General features: G+C 48.4%; 10 protein-coding genes. 6 read left to right on the top strand and 4 right to left on the bottom strand.

The features are described from left to right. The first annotated feature begins 18 nt into the window (after positions 1-18). Positions 19-2,271, top strand: coding sequence for a DNA gyrase/topoisomerase IV subunit A (locus QZL66_RS10680; protein ID WP_022411709.1), 2,253 nt, complete (start codon positions 19-21; stop codon positions 2,269-2,271). Between the two features lie 79 nt (positions 2,272-2,350). Here QZL66_RS10680 and QZL66_RS10675 read toward each other — a convergent pair whose 3' ends face one another. Continuing rightward, complete coding sequence (locus QZL66_RS10675; RefSeq protein WP_022411708.1) at positions 2,351-4,891, bottom strand: glycoside hydrolase family 44 protein; 2,541 nt, start codon at positions 4,889-4,891, stop codon at positions 2,351-2,353. 431 nt (positions 4,892-5,322) lie between these two features. On the opposite strand from QZL66_RS10675, the gene QZL66_RS10670 reads away from it, so the two are divergent. Genes QZL66_RS10670 through QZL66_RS10655 form a run of 4 tightly spaced genes read left to right on the top strand, consistent with a single transcriptional unit; the run spans position 5,323 to position 8,621 of the window. After that, entirely contained in the window at positions 5,323-6,387 is a 1,065-nt protein-coding gene (locus QZL66_RS10670) for an SGNH/GDSL hydrolase family protein (protein WP_022411707.1), read from the top strand. Between the two features lie 20 nt (positions 6,388-6,407). Next, complete coding sequence (locus tag QZL66_RS10665) at positions 6,408-7,688, top strand: SGNH/GDSL hydrolase family protein (protein ID WP_022411706.1); 1,281 nt, start codon at positions 6,408-6,410, stop codon at positions 7,686-7,688. 14 nt (positions 7,689-7,702) lie between these two features. Further along, on the top strand, positions 7,703-8,368 hold the full coding sequence (locus tag QZL66_RS10660; protein ID WP_022411705.1) for an HAD family hydrolase: 666 nt from the start codon (positions 7,703-7,705) through the stop codon (positions 8,366-8,368). Further along, on the top strand, positions 8,361-8,621 hold the full coding sequence (locus QZL66_RS10655; RefSeq protein ID WP_022411704.1) for a hypothetical protein: 261 nt from the start codon (positions 8,361-8,363) through the stop codon (positions 8,619-8,621). The genes QZL66_RS10660 and QZL66_RS10655 overlap by 8 nt, the downstream gene beginning before the upstream one ends. Before the next feature lie 43 nt (positions 8,622-8,664). Here QZL66_RS10655 and QZL66_RS10650 read toward each other — a convergent pair whose 3' ends face one another. The 3 genes from QZL66_RS10650 to sigG all read right to left on the bottom strand — a co-directional run bounded on the left by QZL66_RS10650 (position 8,665) and on the right by sigG (position 10,825). Continuing rightward, a complete protein-coding gene (locus QZL66_RS10650) occupies positions 8,665-9,531 on the bottom strand; it encodes a pyridoxamine kinase (protein ID WP_022411703.1) in 867 nt (288 codons plus the stop codon). Beyond that, positions 9,528-9,923: a metal-dependent transcriptional regulator gene (locus tag QZL66_RS10645; protein WP_022411702.1), complete on the bottom strand. Its 396-nt coding sequence runs from the start codon at positions 9,921-9,923 to the stop codon at positions 9,528-9,530. The genes QZL66_RS10650 and QZL66_RS10645 overlap by 4 nt, the downstream gene beginning before the upstream one ends. Positions 9,924-10,045: 122 nt before the next feature. Next, on the bottom strand, positions 10,046-10,825 hold the full coding sequence (sigG, locus tag QZL66_RS10640) for an RNA polymerase sporulation sigma factor SigG (RefSeq protein ID WP_022411701.1): 780 nt from the start codon (positions 10,823-10,825) through the stop codon (positions 10,046-10,048). Between the two features lie 723 nt (positions 10,826-11,548). On the opposite strand from sigG, the gene QZL66_RS10635 reads away from it, so the two are divergent. Next, positions 11,549-14,665, top strand: coding sequence for a DUF2339 domain-containing protein (locus QZL66_RS10635; protein ID WP_293615059.1), 3,117 nt, complete (start codon positions 11,549-11,551; stop codon positions 14,663-14,665).

Here is a 14,665-nt window from a genome sequence, read left to right as displayed (position 1 = left end):
AGATAGAAAGGAGCTTCTATGGCACGAAAAAAACAATCGGAAAAACCAAAGAGACAAGCAATTCCGGATGCCTATATTGCAGGGGCGGGAATCGTAGAGGAAGAGAAGATCACAGATACCCTGGAAAAAAATTACATGCCCTATGCTATGAGTGTGATTATTTCCCGTGCATTGCCGGAGATCGACGGCTTTAAGCCGTCCCATCGGAAGCTGCTCTACACCATGTACCAGATGAATCTGCTGAATGGCGGATTGACCAAGTCTGCGAATGTGGTAGGACAGACCATGCGTCTGAATCCCCATGGTGACAGTGCAATTTACGAGACAATGGTTCGTCTGGCAAGAGGAAACGAAGCGCTGCTGCACCCCTATGTACAGTCTAAGGGAAACTTCGGTAAGGCGTATTCCAGAGATATGGCGTATGCAGCATCTCGTTACACGGAGGTAAAGCTGGAGCCGATTTGTCAGGAGCTGTTTCGGGATATCGACAAGGACACGGTGGATTTTGTCCCAAACTATGACAACACCATGCAGGAGCCGACGCTGTTCCCGACGACATTTCCATCAGTGCTGGTCAACGCCAACGTGGGAATTGCTGTTTCCATGGCGAGCAGTATCTGTCCGTTTAATCTGGCGGAGGTCTGCGAAACTTGTATTGCTGTTCTCAAAAATCCGGAGCACGACTTGATTTCCACCTTGAAAGGACCGGATTTCCCCAGCGGCGGATATCTGTACTATGACGAAGACGAGCTGAAAAAAATCTATGACACCGGTCGTGGCAGTGTTCGGGTTCGTTCTAAGTGGAACTATAACAAAGAGGATGGCTGCCTGGAAATCACAGAAATTCCGTACAGCACCACCATTGAGGCAATCATCGATAAAATCGTGGACTGCATCAAACAAGGGAAGCTGCGGGAAGTCTCCTATGTGCGTGACGAAACCGGCAAGGATGGCTTGAAAATCGCCATCGATCTCAAGCGTGGAAACGATCCAGAAAAGGTGATGCAGAAGCTGTTCCGCCTGACCCCATTACAGGACAGCTATTCCTGTAATTTCAACATTCTGGTCAACGGAAAGCCCCGTGTCATGGGCGTGCGAGAGATTTTGCAGGAGTGGTCGAACTTCCGGCTCAGCTGTGTCAGCCGGCGCTTGCAGTTTGACCTGAAAAAGAAAAAGGAAAAGCTCCACCTGCTCTTGGGCTTGAAGCAGATTCTCTTGGACATCGACAAGGCTGTTCGAATCGTTCGGGAAACCGAGGAAGAGGCAGACGTTGTTCCTAACCTGATGATTGGATTTGGCATTGATGAGATACAGGCGGAGTACGTCGCTGAGATCAAACTGCGCCATTTGAACCGGGAATACATCCTCCGCAGAACACAGGAAACGGATCAGCTGCAAGCCGACATCAAGGAGATCGAGGAAACGCTGACAGACCCGAAGAAGATTCAGAAGATCATTATTTCGGAGCTGAAAGAAACTGCGAAAAAATACGGACAGCCGCGAAAGACACTGTTCTATTACGCTTCTGACCTTCAGGGCGAACAGGAGGAGGAAGAGATTCCGAACTATCCGGTACACCTGTTTCTGTCCGAGAGCGGTTACTTCAAGAAAATCCTGCCGGCTTCTTTGCGCATGAGCCATGAGCAGAAGCTGAAAGAAGATGACCGGATGGTGTGCCATCTGGAAACCACCAATCGCATTGAGCTGCTGTTTTTCACCAGCCAGCAGCAGGTGTATAAAACACGTGCCAGCGAATTCCAAGAGGTAAAGGCGAGCGTTATGGGCGACTATGTTCCGGCAAAGCTAGGCTTTGGCGATGGGGAATATGTTGTCCAGATGATTGCAACCATGGATTACAGCGGAGATCTGCTGTTCGTTTTTGCCAACGGAAAAATTGCTCGTGTGCCATTGTCCTCTTATGCGACAAAGACAAACCGCAAGAAGCTGCAAAATGCGTACAGCGACAAGTCACCATTGGTACAGGTGCTGCAAATTCCGGCAGAGGATGTCGCATGTGATGTATTTGTGCGGACAGATGGCAATCGTGCAGTGCTGCTGGATGCCAGCTTGATTGCGGCAAAGGCAACTCGTGACACGCAGGGAGTACAGGTGCTGACCCTAAAGGCAAAGCATGTAGTTTGCGAAGCGTGTCTGCTGGATGAAGAGCAATCAGCGCAGCTGAAAAAATATCGGGTCAAGACGATTCCGGCAACTGGCGGTCTGGCAAAAGACCTGCCCAGTTCCGGACAGATGACACTTCTGTCTGAATAAAACAAGCGCCAAAAAGGCAGCCCTCAGAGAAGAGGACTGCCTTTTGCGGTTGGAAAAGTGTTTGGAAAATCAGAGATGCTTATGCAACCGGAATGTTGTTTACCAGATGCACAAGAAATTGCAACAGCGTCATGCTGTCGTCACTGCTGAGGATGTTGTCCTTCTTGCAGTCGGCATTCGCTTTTGCCTGCTCATTCAGATTTACCTGTCCGGCAACCGCCTTGTTGAGTATAACGGCATCGGCAAGGGAAACCTCGCCATCCTGATTGACATCTCCGCACAGGGTGGCTTCTATCGGATCGATAGGTTCCGTTTGCTGCGAAGTGGTGGTTGTGGTAGTTTCAGCGGAATCCGAAGAAGATACCGTAGTTTCCGACGCTGTCTGTGTCGTTGTCACAGTCGTCTCTGCTTCTGAACTGCTGGATTTCGATGTTGTGCTGGTTTCTACTGCTGTTGTCGTTGTTGTTTCTTCTGTGGTGGTAGTGGTTTCCGGTATTGTTGTCGTGGTGGTTTCCGAAGAACCGGAGTATTCATAGACCAGTGTGATGGAATTGAAGGTTACTGTTACGTCAGTGCCCTTATCTCCGCCCTTTTCGGAGGATTTCCACCAGTTATCCTGCAATTCTGCGTAGGTATCGTTGCAGACTGCGCTAACTTCTTTGCTCTTTCCGTCTACCACAATGGAGAACAGTTCATCGAACGGAATGATCGCATCTGCGGTACCGGCATTGTAGGAGAAGGATTTGCTTGCCCACTGTTCCTTTGTCTCACCGCTGGGGATAACATGATTGAAGCAGAGTCCGCCGCCGCCGCTGATCCAGCTGGAACCGGCGTTAGAGGTTGCTGTGGTGTTGATGATGATTTCCTTCAGGTGTTCCTTGTCGCCAAGTGGAATTATCTTGAATCCGTTCTCAGAGAGTTCAAGGTCGTCCCAGTTGTAAATAACTTTTTCGGTACGGATGTCCGGTTCTTCCGGATAAGTCACATCGGTTTTTTCATCAGAGATGACAATCTGTGCAACGGAGAGCGGAGGAAGTTCTACCTTTACCTGATTTCCATTCACATCGTTTTGAATGTCCAGAATTTTGATGTCGCTGCTGTCCTTGGTAATGGCATAGACAACGGCGCTCTGATAATCTACACTGCTGCCCTCCAGAGAAATGACCGCATTTTCTGTGCTGGAACTGCTCTTGTTGGAGAGTGTTGCTGTGACAGTTCCCTCGTCGTTTCCCTGAATGGAGGCGAAAACAGCTGCCTTGGAGAGGTCCTCAGATTTGGATTCCACCAATGTGTTGCCGAATGCGCTGCCCTTTCCGTCGTAGTTCGTGTAGAGGTTGAAAGCGGATTCCACATAGGGGCATTCCGGAAGTGTACCCCAGTATGTTGCAAGGTATACTCCCTGATCTGCGAATGCACCCAGCGCCTCAGTTTCTGCGATGGCAGAAACAACAGACTTGCCGGTGTTCTTTTCGTCGGAAATGTTGGCAAGATTGTACTCTGTCAACGCCAGCTTTGTACCGGGATAATACTTTTCAATGGACTCCTGCATTCTGGTCAGGAACGGAAAATACTGTCCGAAATAGGGTTGGAGCCAGCTTTTCTCCTTGTAGTCCGGGTCGTACAGGCTTCTTGCAGCCTGCAGGATGCCCTCATCGGTGCTGCAATCCTGTGCATAATAGTGAACGTCCACCGCATCCAGAAGGCGAGTACCGTAGGTTTCCTCCGCATCTGCCATTTGTTTCAGGTAGAAATCCATGTACCAAGTATAATCATTTTTGACTGCATCCCATTCCGGATCGGTATACTCCGTACTGTTTCCGGCTTGAATGCATGGCAGGATTCCCCAAAACGCCGGACCATATACCTCTGCGTTCGGGTCGATGCTTTTGACGACACGGGAAAGTGCGATTGTCTTTGAAATCAGCTCGTTGTTGGACACCGTTTCGGCGTGAATCAATGGGTGTGTCTGATTCCACAGCACTGGTTCGTTGTCCAGATTGTATCCCTGAATTCCGGAAGCAGTAGCGGAATTTCCCAGTGTCTGTACCAGATAATTGACATACTCATCCATGTAGACAGTGCCGTCTGTTGTGTCCGGTGTCAGAGAAAGTTCTCCGTTTTTCTGAAATTCCACCTTGTCCCAGCGGGAGGACGGCGCAGCCTGGATGTCCTCAACAGTTCCGGCCTTGTCCGCTGCAACATATCCAGCCATTTGCAGCGTGGTCATCTTGTACGGAACATTGTACTTCTGGCAGCTCTCCGAAAGCCGTCTTGCTGCGTAGCCGGGACCGTCGGAATCGTCACCGATGTTGGTATCTGAGCTGTTGATCCAGTCGTGACCGGCGTTGGAGTAGTTTGTCTCCCAGTTGTAGCCTGTGTAGCGATTTCCGCCCTGTCGTACCGCACCAGCGGTAACGTTGCGCAAATTGTTGGTGTTTCCATATTCGTTGACACCGTAGATATAGGGGCTGATTGCTTTCTTTTCTCCGTTTAGATTGACGGAAATGTTCATGTCATAGCTGTCTGCGGCATGAACAGGTTGTGTTGCAGCGATCTGAGAAGCACAGGAAATGGTCAAAATTCCTGCGACCAGACCGGCAAGTGTTCTGCGACGTATCAAGTCAATTCTCCTTTCCAAAATAAAACCGATAGGTACATAAATTTAATATATCATGAAACGAAAGCTTTGTCAAGCGATTTCTATGGTTTTTTCTGAAAATCTTGATTTTTATTGTTCAAATTGCAGAACTTAAAGAAAAATCATTACATGACATATGATTTTAAGCTGGATTGTTGAAAAATATTATCTATAAATTTTTGTTTCTACTGAGATTTATCTATAATTTTCAGGTATAATAAAAATGAAATTTTTGAGTTTACATAGGAATGGAGGAGAACCAAATGAAATCTGTGCGAAAAAAGCAACCCGCTGCGCTGCTTTTGGCAGCCATGCTTGCACTTCTGCCGTCTTGCGGAAATTCCGCATAGAAGAAATCGGAAGAAAAATCGCAGGAGCCGACGCTGTTCGATACCTATGTTTCCAATACTGTTGTGGCAACTGGAAATAATAAGACCATCGATTCTGCGGAGCACGTGACCTATCGTGCATGGCTTCCAGTAGAAGCTGCCGGCTCGTTTGAATATTGCTTTTATTTTTCGAACGCTGTGGACTCCACGTGGGAGGATGGGAGCACATCTTATGCCGGAAAGTCCGGTGGGAAGTATACCATTGAAAGCGCTTCAATTGCCGATGGCGGGACAGAATTCGATCCGAATGTGGAACCGGATTCTATGGAAGCTGTGACTTTTTCCGGAAACAGTCAAAAGGAAGTCGCGCCAGATGAAACGTTTTGGAGCGATCCGGTAACACTGGATGTGCCGGAAAACCACTACCTGCTGTGGGAGTGGACGGTAACAGGAACAGAAAGTATGTCCAATATGACATATGCTTATGCTGATCAGGGGAACGGCAAGGGCTTCAACTATGTCAATGAGATTCCGCTGCCCCAGCTGTTCGGCTGCAAGCGAGAGGTAAAGACGAGAATCGTTACGCTGGGTGACTCTGTGACACAGGGCTGCCAGACTTCGGACAATGCCTATCAGTTCTGGGCGGCGCAGACACTGGATCAGCTGGGAACAGAAGACTATAGCCTTTGGAATCTGGGACTTGGCTATGCAAGAGCAACGGATTGTGCTGCGGGCGGTGATTGGCTGAACCGTGCAGTGGCGGGAGCAGATTTGATTACGGTTGCGTTTGGCACCAATGATATCATCAGCGGGCCATATGGCGGTTCTGGCCATGCGACCGCAGCAGAGATCGAGGACGCAGTTCGTACCATCACCAAAAAGTGTACCGATTCCGGAGTGCAGACCATTGTCTGGAATTCCCCGCCTTTTGATTTGTCTGCGGAATTGGAACCGATCCGAACGGAATATAATGCAACTGCGGCGTCCATTGCTGCGGATTGCGGTGCACAGTTCTTTGATGCTGCATCGCTGTTGGCGGATCCGACAGATGCCTCCAAAACCGTGTACGGACAGCATCCCAATGATGAAGGCGGAACGGTTTTGGCAACAGCTCTGGCAGAGAAGATTCGTGAGATGAAAAACAAATAAAAGAGAAGGGAACGAGAATCATGATGAAGTTTCGATGGATTTCTGGAATTACCGCATTTTGTCTGGCGGTTTCTGCAATTTGTGTAGGCACACACTTTTCCGCTGCAACTGCTTCGGCGGAAGAGCCAATTCGCATTCTGGCGATGGGGGATTCCATCACAGATGGCTATATTAACGGCGACAATGGCTATCGTAAGTATTTCTGCTATGATATGCAGCAAAAGGGCATCACCAATTTTGATATGGTTGGCCCTCAAAACAATTGGACCAACACGGCAACCTATACCATGTCAGATGGAACGGTAATTACTTACGATCCGGCACATGCAGGATACAGCGGCTATACCATTCAGAAGACAGACGGATCCTCCCGGTCTGGTTTGAGAGAGACCATTTTCGATACCACATATTATGACAGCAACACCAGCGGAAATATGCTGGAGGTTTACGATCCCAATATCATTATGCTGCAAATCGGTACCAATGATGTGCTGGATGCCTGCAATGATGGAATTACTGATCGTCTGGAGTCGCTGATTGATGCAATTTTGCCCTATTTGGACGAGGATGGAGATATGCTCTTTGTATCTACCATTCCGGATATTGATGTTGCACAGCGGTTGGATTGGCTGGGCGCTTATACTTGGAAGTATGGTCTGGATTACACTTCAGATCCGGAAACATTCACTGCAAAAGTACAGGAGAGCATCGACACCTATAACCAGTCCATTGCGGAGCTGGTTGCAAAGAAACAGGCAGCAGGGGAGAAAATCCGGTTCGCCGATGTGCATAGCGTTGTGGATGTGCAGACAGGACTGCAAGATGGCGTGCATCCCAATGAGGCAGGATATGCCTGCATGGGAGAGCATTGGGCAGATTTGATTTCCAGCTACCTGACCGAAACGCCGTCAACGTCAACTACGACCACCACTGCTACTACTACATCTGAAACAACGGGAACCACTACTACCACAGAGACCACTTCTTTGACCACAGAATCCACTACCGAGACAACCTCTGAAACTATTACAGAGTCTACGACCTCGGAAACAGAAACCAGTGCCGAAGAAACCACAATTTCTACTTCGGAAACAACGGTGACCACGACAGAACCGACTTCGCAGAAAGGCGATGTAAACTTGGATGGCACAGTGCAAATTGCAGATGCAGTCAAGCTTTTCCGGTATCTGCTGGGAGAGGAGCGCCTTTCCGATGCTGCTTACGATCAGGCGGAACTGACTGGGGACGGCTTGGTCAATGGATTTGATCTGGCATCCCTGAAACAGCAGCTGTTTCGCTAAAAAGGAGAATGTCTATGATTCGTGGTGTAATTTTTGACATGGATGGTCTTTTGCTGGACACCGAGCGGATTTATTTTTCCTGTTGGAAGAAGAGCGCGGCCGAATTTGGATATGTGCTTCCGGATGAATATGCATTGGCCGTTCGCAGCTGTTCCAAGGACTATGCTGCGCCTTACTTCAAGCGGGTGATGGGAGACTCATTCGACTATTTCAAGGTTCGGGATCGCCGGCGGGAACTGGTGGCAGAAGCCATTCAAAAACAGGGTGCTACACCAAAGCCGGGCGTTTCGGAGCTGCTGCAATTCTGTCAGGAAAACGGAATCCGAACCGCAGTTGCAACAGCGACTGCCAAAGACCTCGCCGTGGAGCGTTTGAAGATGGCTGGGATTCCGATGCAGTTTTCCATGATCGTCGGCGGCGATCAGGTACAGCACGGCAAACCTGAACCGGAGATCTATTTGCGGGCTGCCGAGGCATTGCAGCTTAACCCACGGGAATGCGTGGCGATGGAGGATTCCCCAAATGGAATTTATGCGGCGTTTTCAGCAGGATGCCGTGTGATTATGGTACCCGATCTGACACAGCCGGAACAGTGCTTTCAGCCGCTGCTTCTCGGCGTTGCCCAAACCATAGACAAGGCGATTCCGATTTTGGAAAAGGAGGTGTGCGCACATGCGTAAAAATCCGGTATCTGAGATTTTGGACATTCCGCAGTTCTCCTATTTTGAGTTCCAAAATCCGTTTAGCGGGAGCTATGGAACGTTGAGCTATAAAATCACGCCCTCCGATTCTGCGCTGACCGTGCAGATTTGGCATAGCCGGCTCTGTTCCGAGAAAGCCGAGATTGAAGAGGAAAAACAATACCCCATGAATCTGGATGGATTCCACGAACTGATTCAATGGCTGGAGATGAAAGTCCCCGGCAGAGCATAAAAAATCCCATTGCTGAAATGGCTTCAGCAATGGGATTTTTGTATTAAGCGTGAATCTCGCTGGTGTAGGAGACAAGCTTTCCGATGCAGGATTCGAAGTACACACCGTACCACGGTGCTTTTTCACGTGGCAGCGTGCGCAGATCAGGCAGCGTTGCCTCAATGGTATCCGCTGTGAAATTGACAGCAATGGAGAGCGCCTGCTCCAAGGATGCGCCACGAATCAGTGCGCCGGAGAGTACACTGGCAAAAATGTCGCCGGTTCCGTGCATGGGTTCCGGAACATGATTTCGGAACGTCTGATAGAAATGATCGGACTTGCTGTCATAGGCGACAGCGCCGTGATTGGTATCATCATATTGGATGCCGGTGATGACAGCAGACGAGCAACCGAGAGCAGTAAGCTGGCGGAGCATGTTGTGTACATCAGCTTCTGTGTAGTTTTCCGGATAGGGAATCCCCAACAGAAGAGAAACCTCTGTGAGGTTTGGCACAATGACATCTGCTTTTTGGCAGAGCTGTCGCATTTCTGCGACAAAATCCATGGTGAATCCGGCGTAAAATTTTCCAAAATCGCCCATAACCGGATCGACCACAATTTTAGTATTGCTGCTGCGGAATTGGTCGAAGAAATTGGAGACGATCTGTACCTGCTCTCTGGAACCGAGATATCCGGTGTAAATGCCGTCAAATTCCAGCTGTAAGGACTTCCAGTGCTGTGCGATTTTAGGAATGTCCGCAGTCAGATCCCGAAAGGTGTATCCGGTAAATCCGCCGGTATGTGTGGAAAGCACCGCTGTTGGGATCACCGCTGCTTCCACACCCATGGCAGAGATCAGCGGAAGCGCAACAGTGGAGGAGCATTTTCCAAAGCAGGAGATGTCTTGAATGGTGACGATGCGTTTCATCATGATGCCGACTCCTCTGTTTCTGGTGCTCCTTTGGATAAAACGTGCTGTTTAATTGCCGAAAAGCTCTCTGCGCTGATGACATGTTCCATACGGCATGCATCTTCTGCAGCAGTTTCCGGAGATACGCCAAGGGAGATAAGCCAGTTGGAAATCAGCGTATGCCGTTCGTAGATGGTTTCTGCAATGACCAGCCCCTGCGGTGTCAGGGAGATGTTGTTGCTGGAATCCACGGTGATATAGCCGTTCTCACGAAGATTGCGCATGGCAACGCTGACGCTGGGTTTGGAAAATGACAGTTCGTTTGCAATGTCAATGGCGTGTACACTGCCGTGGCGGTTGCGAAGCACTAGGATCGTTTCCAGATAATTTTCAGCAGACTCTTGAATTTTCACTATATTCCTCCATTCATTGATTCGAATGCACAAAATCTATCAGTATATTTCATATTATATCATAAGGAAATGAAAAAAGCAAGCCCTGTTTTCTGCATGTGGTATATTTTAAGGAGCGTCAGCTATATTTTACTCGCTTCACGAATCTTTGTAATTGCGCCCTTTTCCAATCTGGAGATCTGCGCTTGGGAAATGCCGATTTCTTTTGCCACTTCTGTCTGCGTTTTTCCCTGAAAGAACCGGAGGTAGAGGATATTTTGTTCTCGTTTTCCAAGCTTTCGAATTGCTTCCCGAAGTGACAATTCTCTTATCCAGTTCTCTACGGTATCCTGATCGCTGATCTGATCAAGAATATAGAGGGTGTCTCCGGTATCAGAGTATACAGGCTCATACAAAGACATTGGCTCGCTGATGCTCTCCATGGCGATGACGATATCTTCCTGTTTGGCACCGGTTTTCTCTGCAATTTGAGCGAGTGTCGGTTCTTTTTGGAGCTGTGTGGTAAGCTGTTCTTTTGCCTGCATCACCTGATACGCAAGATCCCGAAGAGAACGGCTCACCTTGATCTGATTGAAATCCCGCAGATAGCGTCGAAGCTCTCCGCTGATCATGGGAACGCAATACGTGGAAAAGCGTACTTCTTTGGAGAGATCAAAGTTGTTGATGGCTTTCATCAGCCCCACTACACCGATTTGAAAAAGATCATCCATGTCCTCGCCACGTCCGGAAAATTTCTGAATGACGCTGAGCACAAGGCGCAGATTTCCCTGGATCAGCTTGTCCCGTGCCTCCTTGCTGTTGGTTTCACGAATTTCACGGAGCAGTTTGATTTTCTCTTCTTCCTTCAAAACCGTCAGTTCTGATGTGTTTATGCCAGAGATCATCACTTTTTGAAATGCCATAAGAAAATTCCTCCTTGCCTTGTTATATTTCCCTGTTTTCTAGAGCATCATTCATGAAAAAGACGGAAATCCTTGACATTTTATGTGGTATCTGATACAATAGAGAAAATGTTTGTCACAGAAAGAGGGTTATCTATGGAGGATCAGTCCGCCCGCATTCAAAGCGTTAAGGCACAGATACAGGCACTGGAAATGGAACTTTTCCGGCTGCAACAGCAGCAAGCGCAATACGAAACAGAGCAGCGCAGGAAACAGCAGACGGCAGCCGTTACATCGCCTGTTCCGCCGCAACCATGGGGAATGCCTGCTTCGCAGCCGCTCTCACCACCGCAGACAAAGCCGACGAAAAAAGATTGGGACACCAAGTTCGGACGAAATGTGCTTGGCATTCTGGCATCAGCATTGATTTTCATTGGTGTTATGCTGATGACATATGCCGCTTCGTCCAGGATAGGGCAGATGCTGGGCGTATTTGCATCCGGCGGTTTTCTGACTGCGGTGGGCATTTTCGGTGCCCACTGGAAGAAAAATTTTCGAACTTCGTTCCTGACTGTCGCCGGATGCGGTGTGGGAATCCTATATCTTGGAATTTTGCTGACATATTGGTATTACCAGTGGATTCCACCACTTGCGCTGTATGGTCTGTTCTTGCTTTGGGCGGTCATCGTCTTTTTGATTTCCCGAAAACAGTCCGCTGTGTTTCGTGTGATCGGACAGGTGGGAATGGTCGTTGCGGTCTTTTCCTCCATCGGTTATTCCAGTCACACACCGGGGAATGGAGATCTCTCTCAATATGCTGCACAGATCCTCTGTCTGTTTCCCTACTTTCTCCTGTCCGCTCTGTTCTATCTGTTTACAGCATGCTCCGATGCTAAGCCGAATCGGATTGCCACATTTTTGCTGAATCATTTCTGTGTGTTTTTGCTGGAGATACAGCTTCTCCTTTTACAGATAAGTCCAGATGCGGATCAGATTCTTTTCGCAGGACTTTCAGTGCGCACATTGATCTGGCTCGGTGCCGGTTTGCTGCTCTTGTTCCTGCCGTTTCAATATTTCTGGGAGACATACCAGTGGAGAAAACGGCAAAAGGGAACAGATTCAATCTGGTCGCTGCACTATCTCACCACATTTCTTCTGTGGATTCCGTTATGGCTGCTGCTTGCTGCTGCACTTCCAGTGAACACAGCAACACAGTGGATACTGTTTTTCGGCAGCATTGCAGGAATCTTGGCGTTTTGGACTGCTGCCCAGAGAACGCATACCGTTCAGGGCATCTATCAGCTTCATTTGATGTTGACAATATTTGCTGTTTTGCTGCTCATCCTTAATGCACCGCAGATGCAGATAACAAATGTTCTGCGCCTTTTCACGTGGCTGTTCCTCCTTGCATTTTTGACGATTCTGGGATGGCGCAAACACGCATCGTTTTACTTGCAGATCTCCTATGCTCTGTTCCAGCTGTTCACGTGGCTGTTTGTGGTATTTGCCGTTCCCTCGGCGTGGAGAATCTCTGCATGCTTCTATTGCTTTGCCGGATTTTCCCTGTGCAACTGCGGGATGCTCTTTGTGTGCCGTCACATGCAAAAAGGCCAAACTCTTTCTAAACTAACCCGTGTAATTCATGGAATTGGCATGGTGACATGCTGGGCTTTTCAGCTGAATCTTGAAATGACATGGTATCAGAGAGCTTTGATTGCTCTTGTGGTTCTTGTTATGTATACGGTCAATTCTGAAGAACTGCTGCAAGCGACATCAGCGAGAATGGCGAAAGAACTCTGGTGTTGTGCCAAGCATGCAGCAATGATCTGGTTCGTGGTGCACATTTTGCAGCTGCCTTTGCTGGTTGTTTTATTTGTCTGGGAAGCTTTGATTTTGGGCAGAATGTTTTTCGGCATTCGTAAAAATCGCAAGGGGATTCGAATTTCCGGCTTGCTTTTGCTGCTATCCACATTGTGCATTGAAATGGCAACATCGCTGACAGAACGGACGATTTCCCGCTTGATCTGTGCGGTAATTGCGCTGATGACATTGCTGTTTTATCACCTTTGGAGCAAGAAACCTTCTGAAAAAAGTATTGCATTTCTCAAAAAATACGGGGCGATTCCAGTTGCAGTTCTTTTCTGCGATTGTTTTTGGCTGATAAACCGAAGCGCTTCCCCAGACGTTCTGAGAGAACTTCTGCCGCTGTGCATTGCGCTTATCATGTTTGCCACTGGCTGGATTGGAATCACTTGGAAAAAATTCCAGCATTTCTTTTTCCAGCTTAGTGGAATTGGCGCGGTAACTCTACTATACGCTCTCTGGAATCTCTTCGAATTCTGCTCCTTGCAGGTCTTCCCATGGAGCTATTTCCCGTGCCTTTTGTGGGTTGGCTGTGTTTGCATTCTGGCGAGAAAACGAGAGTCGCTGTTCCGCCCCATCGGAGTCCTTGGGGTATGCTGTACTGTTTTAAGAAACATTATTTGGCTTCGTTCGCATTTCGCAGCATTTTCGTCTGATGCTGCAACACAGAACTGGAATCTCTTGCTGTTTGTTGGCTATGCCGTACTCGCCTTTGCACTTCTCACAGGCACATCCCGCCGAGATGCGAAGCGGTATCCGCTGTTGGAAATGATTTGCCATGCAGGTGTTGTTTTTGCCCTCCTGTTCCAGATCGATGCGCAGGTTTCGGACGATATCCGGCAAACGCCTATTGTGTGTATAGCACTTGGACTTTTGCTGTTATCGATTTTGTTCCAATATTTTTGGAGAATGTACAAACTCAGGCATTTGCAAGTGGCATCAGATGTGCGATGGACTTCTCTGTTCCTGCCGACTTTTGCACAGCTGTTAGTGCTGCTGGGATTCTGGGCATGGCATGCAGGAACTTCTCTGGCGGTATTTGGTGGAAGTGCGATCTTGTTGGTTGCTGTTTGGCACATCACACAGCATCGCAGAATGCCGACGCAATGCTACTGCGTAAACTTTTGTGGAATCATTGCAGCGGTGAGCGGATTTCTCCTTGCCATGCCGGAACATTTTTGGGCAGCGAAAAACTTGCTGTGGTTTGCCTTCCTTGGCTATCTTTTCCTAACATCCAAGAGCATGCATCAGAGAAAGTTCACACAGATTGTCTACGGTCTATTTTTGTTCTGTTCGTGGATTCCGCTGCGTGCAATACCACCGCTTTGCAGCATGCCGGCAAATCAGTCATTTTGTTGGCTGTATGTGATTTTTGCAGCGGTTTTCTGTGTGGCAATGCTGCATTTTCGCTGTGTCCGAAAGAATGATCCGTTTTTCTGGCTGCACATGAGTTATCGCATGATGCTTCTGCTTGTGGGAACTGTGCTTTTACTGGGAAATGGCGCAGAAACCTCTCTGGAAGTTTCGTTGCCGGAGAAAATCGTGCTGGCGTGTGCGGTAACTGCAGTGCTTTTGTCTTACTCCTATTCACTGCTGAAAAATCCCACAAAGCGAAAAGTACTTTCTGCCTCCGGACGGGAATTTCTTTTTGGATTGCAGCATGCGCTTCTGTTGCCGTTGCTGCTCTATGCGTTCCACATTCCCAGCATTTTGTTGAGCTGTGGGTTTTTGTGTCTGGCAATCGGATATATTATACTTGGCTTCTGTCGCCCCTATCGTGTTATCCGTGTGTTCGGACTGGTTCTCGTGATGATCAGCATTTGCAAGCTGATTCTGCTGGATATCTCTTACGACCAGCTTTTCCTGAGAGCGGTAAGCTTCCTGTTCTGCGGAGCACTTTGTCTGGGAATCAGTTTCTTTTATCACTACATGATGCAAAAGTACAGGAAAAAGGAATTGGAAGTCGTAGGAAATCAAAAAGGAAGTGTAAAAAAATAA

This window comes from Ruminococcus sp. CAG:330 (genome assembly GCF_000437175.1).
Classification (GTDB): Bacteria; Bacillota; Clostridia; order Oscillospirales; family Ruminococcaceae; genus Ruminococcus_C.
The sequence above is the reverse complement of the archived record's forward strand: the minus strand, read 5'-3'. Positions and strand labels throughout refer to the sequence as shown.